The following is a 17333-nucleotide window of genomic DNA, read 5'->3' as shown; positions in this document are numbered from 1 at the left end:
CCTTTTAACGATCATGGCTTTTTCAACGAAAGATTATTTCTATTACTGTTCTTCCAACTCTTCTTTTGCATAAAGACGATAAGAGTATAACTCCGTATCCTTAGCTAAACGGAAAAGCTGCATAGCGATTTCCATCGGTGTTTCTTCATATTCATTCGTGATCCAATTGACTAACACGCCGCTGCAACCGTAAGAAAAAAAACGAGCATAAAATAGTTTATCTTTTGCAGAAAGCTGTCTTTCTTCATCCATTTGCTCAAAAATCTTGATAAAAGATTTTTGGATTAGTTGAGAGAATTCTTTTTGTAAAATTTCTTGGTCAGAAAGCACAGTATTTGCGTAAAACTCTTTCTTTTCAGCAATTGCTTTCAGCATTTTCAATGCTTGCTCTTCCCAATTATCAAGAGTAAGACATTGCGGGTCTAAATAATGCAAGGCATCCTCACAATAGACCCAACGAAGCAAATCGTATTTATCTGTAAAATGATAATAAAATGTTTGACGATTGATTTTTGCTTCATTTGCGATTTTTTGGACGCTGATTTTTCGAAAAGATTGTGTTTGGCACAAATCAATCAATACGTTTTTGATCAATTGTTTCGTACGTGTTGTATCACTCATTCATTTTCCTCCAATCTAAAAGCAAAAATCACATATGATAGTCGTATCCGAAATGTTCATAAGCATAAGCCGTAGCCATTCGCCCTCTAGGTGTACGCTTTAAAAATCCTTTTTGGATCAAGTACGGTTCATACATATCTTCGACTGTTTCTCGTTCTTCTCCTATATTTACGGAAAGCGTGCTTAATCCTACGGGTCCGCCGCCATATAATTCGATCATCGTCCGTAACAATTTCTGGTCAACATAATCCAAACCAGCTTGATCGACTTGTAGCAAAGTAAGAGCCTGATCTGCTATAGGACGATCGATTTTCCCGTCTCCTTGAACTTGCGCAAAATCACGAACCCGTTTGAGTAAGCGATTCGCGATTCTAGGCGTTCCTCGCGATCGGCGAGCAATTTCCAATGCCCCTTCTTGAATGATCTCTGTTTGAAAAATATCCGAAGAACGTAAAACGATCTCCTGCAGATCCTGTTCGTCATAATATTCCATATGTGAAATGATGCCAAATCGATCGCGTAAAGGTGCAGAAAGCATACCTGCTCGCGTCGTCGCCCCAATCAAAGTAAAGGGAGGAAGAGGAAAATGGACCGGATGTGCGGTTGGTCCTTGTCCTACCATGATGTCTACATAAAAATCTTCCATGGCCGAATAAAGCATCTCTTCTACTACTCTAGGCAATCGATGGATCTCATCGATAAATAGGACATCCCCTGCTTCCAGTTCATTTAAGATCGCTACTAAATCACCCGGACGTTCGATAGCGGGGCCGCTTGTCGTACGAATGTTCACGTTCATCTCATTAGCAATGACCATAGCCATCGTCGTTTTCCCTAATCCAGGAGGCCCATACAACAGAACATGATCTAATGGTTCTTCCCGATTTCTGGCAGCTTCGATGTAGATCTGAAGCTCTTGTTTGACTTTTCTCTGCCCGATATACTGAGAAAGCAACTGCGGACGAAGAGATTTTTCCAAACTCAGTTCATTTTCGCCAGTTTCTGGTGATAACAAGTATTCATCTGTCATTTGGTCTCCTCCTTATTTTTTCATCATCAGCTTGAGTGCTTGGCGTAAATACTCATCCGTTGTCTGATTATCGACTTCTTTTAATTGTTTTTCTACACGTTTGATTTCTCTATCACTGTAACCAAGAGCTGAGAGAGCCTCCATTGCTTCAGATAGAGCGGTAGCGTCTTTTGTAGTTGCTTCATCGAATAGACTGAAGGGCGTATCGATACTCAGCTCACCAAATTTTCCTTTTAGATCCAAGATCATTTGTTGCGCCGTCTTCTTCCCTACCCCTGGAAATTTTGTCAAATAAGTGACATCACTGGATTCCACTGCTTGGATCAAACCGGAGTGGTCTTCACTTGCCATGATCGCAAGAGCACTTTTTGGACCGATTCCTGAAACACTGACTAATCGCAAAAACAGTTGTTTTTCTTCTAAAGAATCAAATCCATACAAAAGATGTGCATCTTCGCGGATCACCTGATGGACATAAATTTTTATTTTTTGATTTAGTTTGCTGCTGTAGCGGTAAGGATTTCCTAGTGCGATCTGGTAGCCGATACCATTGGTTTCTACTACTATGTAATAGGGGTTGATAAAGGTAACCACACCTGTCAGATATTCATACATATTCTAGTCCTCTTTCTTTTGCACACATACGTTCCCTTTATTGTAGCACATTTCACCTTGTGAAAAAAGGAGTCTGGGGAGCGTTTCTTTCAAATAGCAATCGCTTGAATAAAAAAGAGCGGACGATCGAGTGAATCCCCGTATTGTACCGCTCTTTTTGTATTTTCATTATTCTACCAGTGATTTGTATTCGCCATAACCGAGTTCATCCATCTTTTCATAGGGAATGAATTTTAGTGAGGCAGAATTGATGCAGTAACGCAGACCGCCTTTATCTACTGGGCCATCGGTAAATACATGTCCGAGATGAGAGTTTGCTTCTTTGCTTCGGACTTCTATTCGATGCATGCCATGAGAAAAATCGGCTTTTTCACGTACTTGTCTTTTCGCTATTGGTTTGCTGAATGATGGCCAGCCACAACCAGCGTCATATTTTTCCGCAGAGCTAAATAACGGTTCGCCGCTGACGATATCGACGTAGATCCCTTTTTCGTAAAAATCATCGTATTTTCCGGTAAATGGACGTTCTGTTGCATTTTCTTGTGTGACTGCATAAGCCATCGGTGATAATTTTTCTTTCAGTTCTTCTTTTTCTGGTCTTGTTGGTTTATCCATTAAAAATGCCCCCTTTGTGTTCCTATCATAGCGCCAAAGCAGACAGATGCCAACAATTTGCTTTCTTTCGAATCATTTACACTTTTCGGCGCCGGGCAAACTCAACAAAACGGAATTTATCTAATCGGTGTACCGACTCAGAATACTCAAAACAGCGGGTATCTTCCAAATGAACAAGACTTCTGACGACTACTGCGTAAGTGTCATCGTGAAGATCCATCGTTGTTTTCATGATATCTGTTACTTCTTCTACTGTGATTTCCTTTTGTGCGTAAGCAATCGTTAAAGAAAGCTCATTTTCAAAATATTCATAGATCGACCCTTGTGCTTGTACTGGGGTTAAATGAGGAACGATCTCCTTTAATAGATAATCAGTATCTAATATAACCACTTCACCATCGATTTTTCTTTCGCGTATCAAATGCCAGACAGGTGCACCAATCTCCCAGCCAGTAATCTCATTCAGTGATTTTGTTACTTCTGTTTCTTCTAACGTATGAACGATCGTTTCACTTGGAATACGTTGGGTTTCCTGTAGCTCTTTATAGCTTGTCAGCCCAGAAATAGGAAAATCAAAGCGGTTTCGATCTAGTACGATCGACCCTTTTCCTTGTTTTTTTTGAATATATCCTTCCGTCGTCAAAAGATTCAGTGCTTTTCTAATTGTTTCTCGTGAAACACCGTAGATTTTGATCAATTGGTTCTCACTAGGCAAAAGCGAATGCGGAGGATATTCTTTCGCTAAAATTTTCTGTTCCAAATCTAAAAAAATTTCATTGAACTTGTTCATGTTTTTTCCCTCACTCGTTCTTCCATCATTTCTTCACTATACTACAGCTCTTTTTGTATTTCAATGTTCCTCTTTTTAAGAAAAGCTTATTTTATGCTTTTTAAAACGATATCATTTTTCTGGACGTTTCTGAATAAAACGCTTGCAATTCTTCCCGAAAAAAAGTATAGTAAACAAAGAAGCAACTTGCATAGACAAGTTAAAAGAAAGGGGTTTATTGATATGGCAAAGTATCAAGCAGATGCCGAGAAACTGCTACATGATATCGGCGGAAAAGAAAATATTGCTGCAGTTAGTCATTGTGCAACTCGTATGCGTTTTGTCCTAAATGATCTTGGAAAAGCAGATCAAAAAGCAATCGAAGATATTCCTAGTGTGAAAGGGATGTTCACGAATGCTGGGCAGTTCCAAGTCATCATAGGAAATGATGTTTCTACTTTTTATAACGACTTCGTTGCAGTATCCGGAGTTGAAGGGGTTTCTAAAGAACAAGGAAAAGCAGCAGCAAAACAAAACCTTCATCCCGTACAACGCGCCATTGCCGTCTTGGCAGAAATCTTTACACCACTGATTCCTGCAATTATCGTCGGCGGATTGATCCTTGGTTTCAGAAATGTACTTGAAGGTATCCAGTTTGAAAGTCTTGGTGGAACGATCGTTGAACACTCGCAATTTTGGAATGGCGTCAATGCCTTTTTATGGCTGCCAGGTGAAGCAATTTTCCATTTTCTTCCAGTAGGTATCACTTGGAGTATTGCGAAAAAGATGGGTACTACACAAATATTAGGAATCGTTTTAGGAATTACATTAGTTTCTCCGCAATTATTAAATGCTTATAGTGTAGCTTCCACAGCTACAGCAGATATTCCATTTTGGGATTTTGGTTTTGCTCAAGTCCAAATGATCGGTTATCAAGCACAAGTTATTCCAGCTATGCTGGCAGGGTTTATGTTAGCGTATCTAGAGATCTTCTTCCGCAAATATATCCCTCAGTCGATTTCAATGATCTTTGTTCCATTGTTTTCATTGTTACCAACTGTTTTAGCTGCTCACGTTATTTTAGGTCCTATCGGTTGGACAGTCGGAAGCTGGATTTCAACTATCGTAAATACCGGGTTGACGTCTTCTATCAGCTGGTTGTTTAGTGCTGTATTCGGGTTCCTGTATGCACCTTTAGTAATTACTGGTCTCCACCATATGACCAATGCGATTGATATGCAGCTGATTGCAGATTTCGGATCAACGAATTTATGGCCGATGATTGCTTTATCAAATATCGCCCAAGGCTCTGCAGTCTTAGCCATCGTCTTCTTGCATCGTGGAAACAAAAAAGAAGAACAAATCTCGATTCCAGCAATGATTTCTTGTTACTTAGGCGTAACTGAACCTGCTATGTTCGGGATCAATTTGAAATACGTCTATCCTTTCGTCGCAGCAATGGTCGGTTCTGGATTAGCTGGCATGTTTGCCAACTTGATGGATGTTCGAGCAAACGCGATCGGAGTAGGTGGGTTACCAGGAATACTAGCTATCCAAGCAGAAACATGGGTACCTTTCATCATCGCAATGATTATCGCTATCATCATTCCATTTGGCTTGACGATCGTCTTTAGACGTCAGGGAATCTTGAATAAGATTGATCCTGCTGTTCCTGAAAATGCTGCTGATGTACAGCTTCAAACAGCGAATGGTGCAACAGCAATGCCACAGTCTTTCGAACCTGTTTCAGCAACTGGTACGGCAGTTGCAACAAAAGAAACATTATTCGCAGTGGCTGCTGGGAACATCAAGGAAATTACTGAAGTAAATGACCCAGTTTTCTCACAAAAAATGATGGGTGACGGTTATGCTGTCGAACCGTCAAACGGCAAAGTCTATGCACCAGTAAATGGTAAAGTGACGAGTGTTTTTGAAACAAAACATGCCATTGGTATTCTTTCTGATGAGGGGCTGGAAGTACTCGTTCACATGGGATTAGATACCGTTGAACTAAAAGGCGTTCCTTTCACTGTACTCGTGAAAGAAGGAGATCTTGTCACACCAGAAACTCTGATTGCTGAAATGGAATTGCCAGAAATAGAACAAGCTGGTAAGAAAACTGACATTATTGTTGCTTTAACTAATAACGAAAAAGTTGCTGGTCTATCCCTTGACCAATCAGGACTTGTTCGCCCAGGCGAAGCAGTCGGTAACGCTGAAGTAAAATCTTAGTCAGAGTAGATAAGTAATCTTTTCAATAAAAAAGACGGGCTATCATGGATTTCAATCGAAAATCAGATAGTCCGCTTTTTTTGTTTAATTGAATGTTTTCAGTGCCTGATTGACAGCACCAATCGGAAACCCTACGATACTGTAGTAATCTCCAGAAATTTCTTTGACGAATACACTTGCAGCATTTTGGATGCCGTATGCCCCTGCTTTATCCGCATAGTCTCCCGTCTCCAAGTAACGATTGATTTCTTCATCTGTCAGTGGATAAAAAGTGACATGTGCTTCTGCTAGTATTCGTTCTTCTCGCTCCTTTGTTTTTAAAACAACTGCTGTGTATACAGTATGTGTTTCCCCGCTTAATTTTTTCAACATGACTTCAGCCTCAGCCATATCTTCTGGTTTACCCATGATCTCCTGGTTGAGAACAACAGTCGTGTCGCTAGCAATCACTAAGCTGTCTTTCTTTTCTTTTTGTTCCCAAACAGTTCGTGCTTTTTCTTCAGCCATTCTGCGTACATAATCGACTGGCAGTTCGTCTGGAAATGGCGTTTCATCAATATCAGCAGGTTCGATCTCGAATTCTGAAACGATGTGAGCCAATAACTCTTTTCTTCTTGGTGATTGGGACGCTAGTATAATCTTCATGTTTCCCTCTTCTCTCTGACTTAATGCGGATCTTGGATCCGTTTGAACATTCTTTCCATATCCGAGTTGGTAAAGTGAATCAATACTGGGCGGCCATGGGGGCAATTGAATGGATTTTCGCATTGTGCTAAATCTTTCAGCAGCACACGTGCTTGTGCTTCATTCAAATAATGGTTGGCTTTGATCGATCGTTTACAGCTCATCATGATTGCTGTTGCTTCACGGAATTTTTTTACGCTCACACTTCCTGTCGTCAATAGCATGTCGATCATCTCGCGAATAATCGATTCTTCTTCACCATTGGGATACCAAGTAGGATGGGCCCGTACAATAAAGCTGTTTTGACCAAATTCTTCTAAATAAATCCCTGCATCTTCTAGCAAATGCTTTTGCTCTTTTAGTTTCAAAGCATCACTGTTTGGATAGTCCAACACAAATGGAACAAGTAATTCTTGTAGATCATCAGATACTTCCCCAATTTTTTCCCGGAAATATTCATATTTGATACGCTCTTGAGCAGCATGCTGATCGATGATGTACAATCCGTCGCTACTTTGGGCAAAAAGATACGTTCCGTGCATCTGTCCAAAATATTCCAATTGAGGAAAACGTTGAACTGGTGTTTCCGTTTCTAGTTTCTTGATCGCTTGTTCTAATGTTTTGTCGTTTCCGTGAGTGAAATCAAATTCAGGATGCAGTGTCAATTCTTCCTCGTAAATCTGTTCATTCTCTTCTAAGGATATATCTATCTGTTCTTTATTTGTTTCTTTCGTGTTATCCACAGTAGGAATTTCTTTCTTTTCAGATTTTTCCACTGTTTTTTCTACAAAGTTATCAACATTTTCACCAAACTTATCCACCGTTTTCGCTGTTTTTTCTGGATAACTAGTGTTTCCTTCAGAAAAGCCAGAAAAGTTTTCAACATTTTCCACAGACTTATCAACAGATCTGTCAACAAATGTGCTCTTTGGTTCTTCTACAAAAAAGGTTCCTGTCTCTCGGTCAAAATTCAAACTACTTGGCTTTTTAGGTTTTTCTTCTTCAAAAGCATAGGACAAATCGATTTCGATTTGTTCCGTTTTAGGCTGATCTGGTACTTTTTTCTTGAACCGTAGATTATCCGCGGCACTTGGAATCAGGTTTTCTTGTGACAATGCTTTTTGAATAGCGTTACTAATTAGCTCTGTTAGTTCTTTTTCCTTCGACAACCGGACTTCCTGCTTCGTCGGATGGACATTTACATCGACTAAAAGCGGGTCCATCTTGATTTCCAATATAGCAATAGGAAAACGGCCAACCATTAATTTTGATCCATAACCTGCAACGATTGCTTTATTTAAGGAAAAATTCTTGATAAAACGTCCATTGATGATCGTCGATAAGTAATTCCGACTGGCACGAGTCACCTCTGGCAATGAAACATAACCAAATAACTCAAAATCTAGATCTTTTCCTTCGATTTTCAACATTTTTTTAGCGGTAGATAATCCGTAGATTCCCGCAATCGTTTGTTTCAGATCGCCATTTCCAGCAGTTGCCAACATTTTGTTTCCATCATGTACTAAACGAAAAGCAATTGTTGGATGACTTAATGCCAGACGATTGACGATGTCCCCGATGTTCGCTAATTCTGTATGCAGTGTTTTCACGTATTTCAAGCGGGCTGGCGTATTGAAGAACAGGTTGCTGACGGTAATCTTCGTTCCTTGACGCAGAGGTGCTGGCCGATGCTCCATGACCTCGCCACCTTTGAGCAAAAGATAAGTACCTTGTTTTTCTTCCTGATTCGCCGTTTCCAGAATCATCTCAGAAACAGAGGCAATACTTGGCAAAGCTTCCCCTCGAAAGCCCAGCGTTCGTATGCGAAAAAGATCGTCACGATTATGGATCTTACTTGTCGCGTGCCGCTTGAAGGCATTCTCTACGTCGTCTGCCAAAATGCCTTCTCCGTTATCAATCACTTGGATCGTCCGCAGTCCCGCTTCTTCAACTAAGATATCAATCTGAGTACTACCGGCGTCAATTGCATTTTCCACTAATTCTTTCACGACAGAAGCTGGTCGTTCCACTACTTCTCCCGCAGCGATCTGATTAGCTAAACGTTCAGATAATTCTTGGATTTTGGCCATCGATATCCGCCTTCTTCCTACAGTTGTTTTTGTAATTCATATAATGTGTTTAGTGCATCCATTGGCGTCATTTCTAGTAAATTTATTTGCTTCAGTGATTCAATGACTTCTGTTTCATTTTCGGATAATTCACCGAATAAAGAAAGTTGTTGGGTTTCTTCTTTGACACTGTCTTGTATAGGGTCTTGGTTTACTTTTTCTGCAGGTGGTTTTATTTGCTCCTGTTTGGCTGTTTTAGTCTTCTCTCCTATTTCAGCTGGAACAGTATGGTGTCCGTTATCGCCATTTTCTAGCGTATGCAGGATATCTGCTGCTCGCTCAAGTAGATTGGCAGGCAATCCTGCGATTTTTGCCACATGTATACCATAGCTTCTATCCGCAGGTCCATCCATCATTTTATGCAAGAAGACAACTTCTCCGTCTTTTTCAACAGCTCCAACATGGACATTTTTAAGCTGCGGAAGTTCTTTTTCAAGTACCGTCAGTTCATGATAATGGGTAGAAAAGAGTGTTTTTGCTTGTACATGACGATGGATATATTCGATGATTGCTTGGGCCAACGCCATTCCGTCATAGGTTGCTGTTCCTCGCCCGAGTTCGTCAAACAAAATTAAACTGTTTGGCGTCGCATAACGTAGGGCTTGATTGGCTTCCATCATCTCTACCATAAAAGTACTTTGTCCAGCAATTAAGTCGTCACTTGCACCAATTCGGGTAAAAATCCGATCAAAAATAGGTAAAATTGCTTGTTTTGCCGGAACGAAACAGCCCATTTGCGCCATCAGAACAGTTAATGCCAACTGGCGCATATACGTACTTTTACCAGACATATTCGGTCCTGTGATCAGCAAAATCATTTCGTCTTCTGCCATTTCTACGCTGTTAGGGATATATTCCTGATGTCCTAATACTTTTTCTACTACAGGATGTCGTCCGTCTTTGATCAGAAGCTGATGCTTGTCACTGACAAGTTCTGGCCGAACATACTGATAGCGTTCGCTGATTGTTGCAAAACTTTGTAGCACATCTACTGCGCTGATTGCTTTTGCAAGTACTTGTAGCGGTTGGATAGCCTTTTTGACTTCTTCTCTCACAGCTAAAAACAACTGATATTCTAAATCAACAGATTTTTCTTCTGCTTCGAGGATTTGTGTCTCCAATTCTTTTAGTTCTGGTGTGATGAAACGCTCTGCATTTGCTAAGGTTTGTTTTCGTTCATACTTCTCCAGTTCTGCATTCCCAAGATTTGCTTTTGTGATTTCTATATAATAACCGAAAACGCGGTTAAATCCGATTTTTAAGTTCTTGATTCCTGTTTCTTGACGCTCTTTTGCTTCAAGTTCTGCTAGCCACTTCTTTCCGTTTCTCATAGCAGAACGGTACGTATCGAGCTGCTCATTGAATCCATCTTTGATGATGTTTCCTTCCGTTATTTGTAACGGCGGATCATCTTGGATAGCTTGGTCAATCAATTGGACGAGATGGTCCATCGGTTGCATTTCTGAAAGCAGACTTTGCCATTGACCTTGATCAATTCCTTCAATCAACCCTCTGATCATTGGCACTTGTTCTAAAGAAGTTTTCAACTGGATCAAGTCTCGCCCATTGACATTACCGAAAGCTACTCGACCTGCTAGGCGTTCCAGATCATAGACTTTCGTTAATGCTGACTGCAAATCGATACGTTCAAAATAACTGTCTAGCAAAGAAGCGACCATTTCTTGTCTTGCTTTAATTTGTTTTGCCTGGATAAGCGGACGGTCTAGCCATTGTTTTAGTAAGCGGCCACCCATTGCTGTTTTTGTTTCATCTAATAACCATAGAAGGGTGCCGTGCTTTTTCCCAGTCCGAATAGATTGGCTTAATTCTAGGTTGAATTTTGAATAATAATCCATTTTCAAAAAATGATCTGGTTGGTATTCTACTGCTTTTTGGATATGAGCTAAACTCCGCTTTTGTGTCACCGCTAAATAAGTCAATAGTTTACCAGTTGCTTCTTTTTCCAGCGGATCGACTAGTTCACTTGTCAAAAAGCTAAATTCGGCATTTTCTTCCATTTCATTTTGTTGAGAAAAGACTAGCCCTAAACGCCCGCTTAGCTGTTCACGAAGGGTATCAGTGATCTCACTACCTAATACGAGTTCTTTTGTCTGCAATGCAGAGGCTTCATTTAAAACAGCTTCTTCATCATGCAACCGAGCCGTCTTCAATTCTCCCGTACTTAGATCGGCATAAGCAAAGCCAAATTCATTTCCTTGACTAACTACAGCTGTTAAAAAATTGTTGTCTTTTGCCGACAATCCTTTGCTGTCCATGACTGTACCAGGAGTGACTAGCTGAATCACTTCGCGCTTGACCATCCCTTTAGTCGTCTTTGGATCTTCTACCTGCTCGCAAATTGCTACTTTATAGCCTTTTTCAATCAAGGTATCGATATATCCTTGTGCTGCATGGTGAGGTACACCGCACATAGGAATAGGTTCTTCTGCATTTCGATTTCTGCTCGTCAACGTTAATTCCAAAAGCTGTGATGCCTTGATCGCATCTTCATAAAATAATTCATAAAAGTCTCCTAAACGATAGAACAAAAAAGCATCTTGGTATTGTGCCTTGATGCTTAGATATTGTTCCATCATAGGAGTGTTTTTAGTTTTTTGAGGCATGTTTTTCCTCCTCTATTTGTCCATTGATGTCTTCTTGTATCATCGTTGTTAAATGATGAAGCAGATCATCTGCTTCCAACAGCTGTTTTCTATAAGCTATAACAAGCGGATGCTGATCAAATTCTTTCATGAATTGATCCGCTCGCTTGATTGCTTCTTGTTCTGCTGCTGGTTTGTCATAGTGGGCAAAATGAACAGCTTCTTTTTGCGCTTGTTTGATTTTCTCTCTCAACTCAGCTAAATACTGGTTTTGCTGGATCTTTTCTTCAAGTGCTTTGTAGCGAATGATCGTTTCATTTTCTCTTAAAAGTTTTGTCAGTTTCCTTACTTCTTTTTGAATTTCCGGCTCCTGCTGCAAAAAACTGCCTCTCTTTCTACTCCATGAACGGTCGATCCTCATTGATTTGAATCAGCTGGATTTCTTTTGCATGACCTGTCGTATCATCCAATTCTAAGATACAGCCGCTTAAAATCGATCGGCCTTGTTCGACAACTTCAAAACGTTTTGGTAATGCGGTCAGAAACTTTTCGATCACAGGTTCTCTGCGCATACCCAAAATACCATCGTAGGGTCCTGTCATCCCAACGTCTGTCAGATACGCTGTACCTTTTGGCAAAATTCGCGCATCATTTGTCTGGACATGTGTATGTGTACCGACCACTGCTGAAACTTTCCCATCTAAAAACCAGCCCATCGCTTGTTTTTCACTTGTTGTTTCTCCATGAAAATCTACAAAAATGATTGGCGTACGTTTCCTAGCTTCTTCTACTAGTTCCTTCATTTTACGAAAAGGATCATCCAAGTCCACCATGAAAGAACGAGCTTGCATGTTGATTACTGCCAATTCGATCTGATTCACTTTGACAAAGACCATCCCTTGTCCAGGCGTCCCTTCCGGAAAATTTGCCGGCCGAACCATCTTTTTGGCTTCATTTACAAACTCAAAAATCCCGCGGTTGTCCCACGTATGATTTCCCATCGTCACGACATCTACACCGTCTTGCAAAAATTTTTTATAGATTTTTTCTGTGATTCCACGTCCAGAAGCGGCATTCTCACCATTTACGATCGTTACTTGCGGACGATACTTCTTCTTCAACCTAGGAAGATATTCAGTAATCATCTCTCGTCCCATTGAACCTACTACATCACCAATAAACAATACCCGCACACTAAATTCCTCTTCTCTTTTAACATCACTCTATATTATAGTTGTTTTCAATAAGAAAGAAAAGGTCAAACAAAAGGAACACTTTCCTGATATTTCTTAGATTTGAAAAATAAAATAAATAAATGGGACTGTGGCAAAAATCTTGTCACAGTCCCATTTCCCGAATAAACGTTGTTCCATCTGCTGCTTCTTCAGAAATAAGCCGAAATTTTTCAAAAATTTGAGAAACAATTTTCATAAATCTGTTCTTATTACTTGATGCAGGACAGCTTTTTCACAACCTCTTTTAAATCACACTTAACTCTTTCAATGCCTTCCAGATGCCATCTTGATCATTTGTATCAGTGACCATCTTGGCTTCTGCTTGTACTTCTGGCACAGCATTCCCCATAGCTATTCCGATTCCTGACATACGCAACATTTCACGGTCATTTTGTCCGTCACCAAAGCTGATAATATCTTCATGCGGGATACCTACTTGTTCTGCTAAGTGTAGGATCGTCGCCGCTTTAGAACCGTTTTGGGGAACGACATCTACACTGTTCTCATGCCAACGGACAAATCGGATCTTATCATATGAAGAGAATTTTCCATCATAGGTTTGATCGAAAAATGCTAACGCTTGATAGATTTCTTGTTCCTCTGCAAAAAACTGATCTAGTTCAGGCAAGACAGCGCCGAAAGAATGCATCGCCTCTTCCATCACCGTTACATCATTGGAAGAAGAACGTTTGATATTGTCTAAGCTGACAAAAGCTGTGTCGATCTGTTCATGATGCGCTTCCTGGACGAATGCATCTAACTGTTCGCGATCTAGTAAATTCTTATATACTTGTTCATGGTCTAAAAAACCGGCCGCTCCATTACATAAAATGTAGTTCGTAAAATCCAGATCTCGAATGACTTCTTGCGCATGGAATCGACTCCGCCCTGTAGCAATCGTGACCAGATGACCGGCTTTGCGTAATTTTTCCAATGCTTCTCTCGTGCTATCTAAAGCTTGTTTATTTGAATCTAACAACGTTCCATCAATATCAAAAGCAAATAATTTGCGTCTCATCTCTTGTCGTCTCGCTTTCTTATAAATACTTGCTTGCCTCTCGAACAGCTAACTTGCTCAAATCTGTTGTCAGCTGACTTTTTACCCAAGCAGCATCGGTCTTACTATAATCACGCAATGCCCAACCGATTGCTTTTTGGATAAAGAATTCCTTTGTTTGACGGTCTTCGTCTATTGCTCGAATCAATAGTGCTGTGTCTGTTTGCTGTTTATAACCTAATTGCAACGTGATTGCTATTCGACGCAACCAGAAATCTTCCTTTTTTTCGAACAACTGAAAGACTTCTTTACGTTGCTCTGGATGGACTTTACACCATGTACTGTATACTTTTCTCCAAGAATCGATGCTGTCCCACCATTCTTTTTTCTGGACTAGTGGTAACAATGTAACTAGCTCTTCAAAGGTAAACCGTTTGATGTTTTTTTGGACTAAATCGATCGCCACATACTGATATTCTCTTTCGATTTGTTCATAATAGTAATGAACAAAAGCTAAAACTTCAGAAACAGATAAATGTTTGCTTTCATCCAATAACGGCTGTTGCAAAAGAGCGCGTTCCGGCTTAGGTACTCCAGCAAAAGGAAAGAGATTTTTCATGTACTTTTCCATTTGTAACGCTTTTTCTTCATTTTTTGGAAAAACTAACACTTCCATAGTATTTCCTCCCTTAATGAACGACTTTTTAGTCCACATAGGATGATTTTGATTGATTCAGCCAAGCATAACCCAGTCCCATCACTAAACCGCCACCAATATAATTCCCTGCCAAAGCAAAAAACAAATTATGTAACACATTACTGGCTGTCATTCCATCCATCTGACCATGAGAAGCAAAGTAAGCAAGCGTAAAGGCAGGAAAATTCGCTATCACGTGTTCATATCCTAAAAAAGCAAAAATGAAAATAATGAATACGACCGTGATTACTTTCCCAGCATCCTCTTTCATCCGCATGCTAATCAGTACAGCGGTATTGACAACGATATTCGCAAACATCCCTTCCACCAAAATCGTTGTTGCAGGTTTTGCTAGTTTTACTGCTATTGATTCTAACATAAAGTTGTCCAACGTTAAATCTTGAAATGGCGTAGTCATAGAAATAAGAAATCCACATAACATACCGCCAATCATATTGAAAAAAATACAGGCAAATAGAATCTTGGCTGCCTTACTTAAAGCAAGTCTCTGCCGAAAAACACCCACGGTCATATAAAGCATATTCGATGTTCCTAATTCGGCGTTCATGTATAGAATCATGACCAGCCCCCAGCTGAACATAAATGCGTATAAAATCTTTCCTAGACCGTGCGCGATATCTTCCCCCTTCATCGCAATCGCAAATGCCACAGCCGTTCCTAAAGTCAAAAACAAACAGGCAAGAACCGCTCGAACAGCGTAACGTGAAAAGCTGTTTTCAAAAAGGTTCGCCTTCTTTTCAATTGAAGCATCGATTTTCTCAAATAATGGTGATACCGGATTCATTGATTTTCTCCTTAAACTTCCTTCACTTTTTTCCATTTGCACATACCTTCTCATTTTATAAAGAGAGCCTAGGTTTGTAAAGCGTTTTTACATACTAATTATCTTGACATTCATGGATGATCTATCATATACTGTAGTTTGTGTAAAATAATGCAGCAGAAAAATAATAACTCATCCCTAGTTTGTTGCCCCGTCTCGGGTTCGATTGTGTAACCGCGGCTGCAAAGGTGAAGATTGAAGAACAAACTATATGATTATGAATTTTTCAACGGATTATTTTACTCCAAAAACTTATATTCATTGGAGGAAATTTTAATGTCTCGTTATACAGGACCATCATGGAAAATTTCTCGTCGCTTAGGCATCTCATTGTCAGGCACAGGAAAAGAATTAGCACGTCGCCCTTACGCACCAGGTCAACACGGACCTAACAGCCGTGGCAAACAATCAGAATACGGCATGCAATTAACTGAAAAACAAAAACTTCGTCACATGTACGGAATGAACGAACGTCAATTCCGTAACTTGTTCGTAAAAGCTAGCAAAATCAAAGAAGGTAAACACGGTGTTAACTTCATGATCTTACTAGAACAACGTTTAGACAATGTTGTTTACCGTTTAGGACTTGCAACGACTCGTCGTCAAGCACGTCAATTAGTTAACCATGGTCACATTTTAGTTGATGGCAAACGCGTTGATATCCCTTCATACCACGTAGAAGTGGGTCAAGTGATCTCAGTTCGTGAAAAATCACAAAACATCGTAACAGTAAAAGAAGCTGTAGAAGCAACTGTTGGACGTCCAGCATTCGTAAGCTTTGACGCTGAAAAATTGGAAGGTTCATTAACTCGTTTACCAGAACGTGACGAACTATATCCAGAAATCGACGAAGCTCTTGTCGTTGAATACTACAACCAAAGCTTATAATTTCAAAAGCTTTCTTGAAAAAGGCCGCTATCTATTGGATAGCTGGTCTTTTTTTTATTTTCTATTTACAAAGCAATCACTTTGTTTTACAATTTCGTTAACCAAGAAAAAATATTAAGTTAACGAAAAGAGGGCATTATGAACCGAACATTGAAAGAATTGATACTTGCTGCGGAATTTGCCGCGATTATTTCTGTCCTTTCTCAGATGACCATTCCTTTTGGTTTGGTTCCTTTGACAGGGCAAACATTTGCTATTGGACTGACAGCCACTTTTCTCGGAAGAAAACTGGGATTGATATCTGTTACGGTTTATCTTTTACTGGGTTTGATCGGTCTTCCTGTATTTTCAGGGATGACTGGCGGCATAGCTGTTTTATTTGGTCCAACTGGCGGATATTTGATTGGATTTCTCTTTCAAACATGGCTAACTGGCTGGATGATCGAAAAAACAGACGCTCATTACTTGTACGCAATCTTTGCCAATCTAATGGGTTCTCTTGCCGCATTAGTCTGTGGGATGATCTGGCTGAAGATAAGTGGCGACCTTACTTTTACAACTGCATTTGCCAGTGGGCTGCTGCCTTTTTTACTGCCGGAAGCAATCAAAGCAACTGGAGCAGCCTATATCGGTGTCTTGTTGAAGAAACGGCTAAATCGATTTCTTCGAACGAATTGAACAAAAAAGCAGCATGGAAGAAGACTCAACATCCGGTCTCTTCCACGCTGCCATATTTTAATTTAAACAGATCTTTATTTTGTCAAATCTACTTTTTTACTGATCCAATAAATAATTATCCCACCGACAATCATTGATGCCAATTCTCCTAAAGCAATCACCCACCAATTCAAGAAAAAAGGTAGTTGATATAAAATCGTTAGCTGACCAGCTACTGTAAACATGGAAAAAGCGAATACGCATGCTGTCACAGCCATTTTGATTTTCATGTTTTTGATGCGACTAGTGATTTTATAGTTGATAAGCAATACAATCAGCGTGCTGACGCTTCCTACTACAACATCTATCAGTCCAAGAGGAGAAGCAATATTAGCCAAAGCTACTCCTGCTGTTACCGCAACGATGTATCTTTTGTTATACAAGGACAGATAGTTGAACATCTCCGAGAGACGAATCTGAATCACTCCAAAGCTAAAAACAGACAAAACCAGCGTCACTGCCACATATAAACCAGTGACTAGCGCCATCCGAGTCACATCTGTCGTTGTCCAGCGTTTGGCTGAACGGGTATTATTTTTTTCCATGTTCTATTTCTCCTTTGCAAGATAATTTTATCTTGGTAATGACTGCGACCAAAGGATGGGAAGAAAATTCCAACTGAAGTGCCGCAGAAGGTTGTGAAAAAGCTGCCCTGCA

The 17333-nt window shown here is 40.1% G+C and carries 17 protein-coding genes; 3 read left to right on the top strand and 14 right to left on the bottom strand.

Annotated features, from left to right (window positions below):
- Positions 1-42 precede the first annotated feature (42 nt).
- The 5 genes from FTX43_RS05375 to treR all read right to left on the bottom strand — a co-directional run bounded on the left by FTX43_RS05375 (position 43) and on the right by treR (position 3671).
- The gene (locus FTX43_RS05375) at positions 43-621 is read right to left on the bottom strand and encodes a TetR/AcrR family transcriptional regulator (RefSeq protein WP_002290530.1); all 579 of its coding nucleotides are present in this window, start codon (positions 619-621) and stop codon (positions 43-45) included.
- Positions 622-649: 28 nt separating this feature from the next.
- Entirely contained in the window at positions 650-1651 is a 1002-nt protein-coding gene (gene ruvB / locus FTX43_RS05370) for a Holliday junction branch migration DNA helicase RuvB (RefSeq protein WP_002345477.1), read from the bottom strand.
- Positions 1652-1663: 12 nt separating this feature from the next.
- Positions 1664-2266, bottom strand: coding sequence for a Holliday junction branch migration protein RuvA (ruvA, locus tag FTX43_RS05365; protein WP_002309787.1), 603 nt, complete (start codon positions 2264-2266; stop codon positions 1664-1666).
- Between the two features lie 168 nt (positions 2267-2434).
- A complete protein-coding gene (gene msrB, locus FTX43_RS05360) occupies positions 2435-2881 on the bottom strand; it encodes a peptide-methionine (R)-S-oxide reductase MsrB (protein ID WP_002309788.1) in 447 nt (148 codons plus the stop codon).
- Positions 2882-2957: 76 nt separating this feature from the next.
- Positions 2958-3671 carry a trehalose operon repressor gene (gene treR / locus FTX43_RS05355; RefSeq protein WP_002309789.1) on the bottom strand — a complete coding sequence of 238 codons (714 nt, stop codon included), beginning with the start codon at positions 3669-3671 and terminating at the stop codon, positions 2958-2960.
- A gap of 222 nt (positions 3672-3893) precedes the next feature.
- On the opposite strand from treR, the gene treP reads away from it, so the two are divergent.
- Entirely contained in the window at positions 3894-5882 is a 1989-nt protein-coding gene (treP, locus tag FTX43_RS05350) for a PTS system trehalose-specific EIIBC component (RefSeq protein WP_147606821.1), read from the top strand.
- A gap of 84 nt (positions 5883-5966) precedes the next feature.
- Here the strand turns inward: treP and FTX43_RS05345 are convergent, their stop codons facing one another.
- The 8 genes from FTX43_RS05345 to FTX43_RS05310 form a co-directional block, all read right to left on the bottom strand.
- A complete protein-coding gene (locus FTX43_RS05345; RefSeq protein WP_002290524.1) occupies positions 5967-6527 on the bottom strand; it encodes a nucleoside triphosphate pyrophosphatase in 561 nt (186 codons plus the stop codon).
- Between the two features lie 20 nt (positions 6528-6547).
- On the bottom strand, positions 6548-8656 hold the full coding sequence (gene mutL / locus FTX43_RS05340; RefSeq protein WP_002309791.1) for a DNA mismatch repair endonuclease MutL: 2109 nt from the start codon (positions 8654-8656) through the stop codon (positions 6548-6550).
- A 17-nt stretch (positions 8657-8673) separates the two neighbouring features.
- Positions 8674-11319, bottom strand: a complete 2646-nt coding sequence (gene mutS / locus FTX43_RS05335) for a DNA mismatch repair protein MutS (protein ID WP_047929626.1) — start codon at positions 11317-11319, stop codon at positions 8674-8676.
- Positions 11303-11719, bottom strand: coding sequence for a YlbF family regulator (locus FTX43_RS05330; RefSeq protein WP_002316579.1), 417 nt, complete (start codon positions 11717-11719; stop codon positions 11303-11305). Before FTX43_RS05330 ends, mutS begins: the two co-directional genes overlap by 17 nt.
- On the bottom strand, positions 11694-12491 hold the full coding sequence (locus tag FTX43_RS05325; RefSeq protein ID WP_002290518.1) for a TIGR00282 family metallophosphoesterase: 798 nt from the start codon (positions 12489-12491) through the stop codon (positions 11694-11696). The genes FTX43_RS05330 and FTX43_RS05325 overlap by 26 nt, the downstream gene beginning before the upstream one ends.
- A 286-nt stretch (positions 12492-12777) precedes the next feature.
- Positions 12778-13551 (bottom strand): Cof-type HAD-IIB family hydrolase, encoded by a 774-nt coding sequence (locus FTX43_RS05320; protein ID WP_002309794.1) that lies wholly within the window; start codon positions 13549-13551, stop codon positions 12778-12780.
- A gap of 19 nt (positions 13552-13570) precedes the next feature.
- Positions 13571-14206: a DNA alkylation repair protein gene (locus FTX43_RS05315; protein WP_002312395.1), complete on the bottom strand. Its 636-nt coding sequence runs from the start codon at positions 14204-14206 to the stop codon at positions 13571-13573.
- A gap of 28 nt (positions 14207-14234) precedes the next feature.
- The gene (locus FTX43_RS05310) at positions 14235-15086 is read right to left on the bottom strand and encodes a formate/nitrite transporter family protein (protein ID WP_002316577.1); all 852 of its coding nucleotides are present in this window, start codon (positions 15084-15086) and stop codon (positions 14235-14237) included.
- A gap of 261 nt (positions 15087-15347) precedes the next feature.
- On the opposite strand from FTX43_RS05310, the gene rpsD reads away from it, so the two are divergent.
- Both rpsD and FTX43_RS05300 read left to right on the top strand, forming a co-directional pair.
- Positions 15348-15959 (top strand): 30S ribosomal protein S4, encoded by a 612-nt coding sequence (rpsD, locus tag FTX43_RS05305; RefSeq protein ID WP_002294265.1) that lies wholly within the window; start codon positions 15348-15350, stop codon positions 15957-15959.
- Between the two features lie 138 nt (positions 15960-16097).
- A complete protein-coding gene (locus FTX43_RS05300) occupies positions 16098-16637 on the top strand; it encodes a biotin transporter BioY (protein ID WP_002313956.1) in 540 nt (179 codons plus the stop codon).
- Positions 16638-16711: 74 nt separating this feature from the next.
- Here FTX43_RS05300 and FTX43_RS05295 read toward each other — a convergent pair whose 3' ends face one another.
- The gene (locus tag FTX43_RS05295; protein ID WP_047929625.1) at positions 16712-17221 is read right to left on the bottom strand and encodes a QueT transporter family protein; all 510 of its coding nucleotides are present in this window, start codon (positions 17219-17221) and stop codon (positions 16712-16714) included.
- Positions 17222-17333 lie beyond the last annotated feature (112 nt).

Source organism: Enterococcus sp. DA9 (genome assembly GCF_008000875.1).
GTDB lineage: Bacteria > Bacillota > Bacilli > Lactobacillales > Enterococcaceae > Enterococcus_B > Enterococcus_B lactis.
This window is presented reverse-complemented; position numbering and strand designations above follow the sequence as displayed.

What these genes read in the sequence shown, in the direction of transcription:
- FTX43_RS05345 (WP_002290524.1), bottom strand. Translation starts at nt 6,527, where the DNA reads ATGAAGATTATACTAGCGTCCCAATCACCAAGAAGAAAAGAGTTATTG.
- mutL (WP_002309791.1), bottom strand. Translation starts at nt 8,656, where the DNA reads ATGGCCAAAATCCAAGAATTATCTGAACGTTTAGCTAATCAGATCGCT.
- FTX43_RS05315 (WP_002312395.1), bottom strand. Translation starts at nt 14,206, where the DNA reads ATGGAAGTGTTAGTTTTTCCAAAAAATGAAGAAAAAGCGTTACAAATG.
- FTX43_RS05320 (WP_002309794.1), bottom strand. Translation starts at nt 13,551, where the DNA reads ATGAGACGCAAATTATTTGCTTTTGATATTGATGGAACGTTGTTAGAT.
- FTX43_RS05300 (WP_002313956.1), top strand. Translation starts at nt 16,098, where the DNA reads ATGAACCGAACATTGAAAGAATTGATACTTGCTGCGGAATTTGCCGCG.
- treR (WP_002309789.1), bottom strand. Translation starts at nt 3,671, where the DNA reads ATGAACAAGTTCAATGAAATTTTTTTAGATTTGGAACAGAAAATTTTA.
- treP (WP_147606821.1), top strand. Translation starts at nt 3,894, where the DNA reads ATGGCAAAGTATCAAGCAGATGCCGAGAAACTGCTACATGATATCGGC.
- FTX43_RS05310 (WP_002316577.1), bottom strand. Translation starts at nt 15,086, where the DNA reads ATGAGAAGGTATGTGCAAATGGAAAAAAGTGAAGGAAGTTTAAGGAGA.
- FTX43_RS05375 (WP_002290530.1), bottom strand. Translation starts at nt 621, where the DNA reads ATGAGTGATACAACACGTACGAAACAATTGATCAAAAACGTATTGATT.
- FTX43_RS05330 (WP_002316579.1), bottom strand. Translation starts at nt 11,719, where the DNA reads ATGAGGATCGACCGTTCATGGAGTAGAAAGAGAGGCAGTTTTTTGCAG.
- mutS (WP_047929626.1), bottom strand. Translation starts at nt 11,319, where the DNA reads ATGCCTCAAAAAACTAAAAACACTCCTATGATGGAACAATATCTAAGC.
- msrB (WP_002309788.1), bottom strand. Translation starts at nt 2,881, where the DNA reads ATGGATAAACCAACAAGACCAGAAAAAGAAGAACTGAAAGAAAAATTA.
- FTX43_RS05295 (WP_047929625.1), bottom strand. Translation starts at nt 17,221, where the DNA reads ATGGAAAAAAATAATACCCGTTCAGCCAAACGCTGGACAACGACAGAT.
- ruvA (WP_002309787.1), bottom strand. Translation starts at nt 2,266, where the DNA reads ATGTATGAATATCTGACAGGTGTGGTTACCTTTATCAACCCCTATTAC.
- rpsD (WP_002294265.1), top strand. Translation starts at nt 15,348, where the DNA reads ATGTCTCGTTATACAGGACCATCATGGAAAATTTCTCGTCGCTTAGGC.
- ruvB (WP_002345477.1), bottom strand. Translation starts at nt 1,651, where the DNA reads ATGACAGATGAATACTTGTTATCACCAGAAACTGGCGAAAATGAACTG.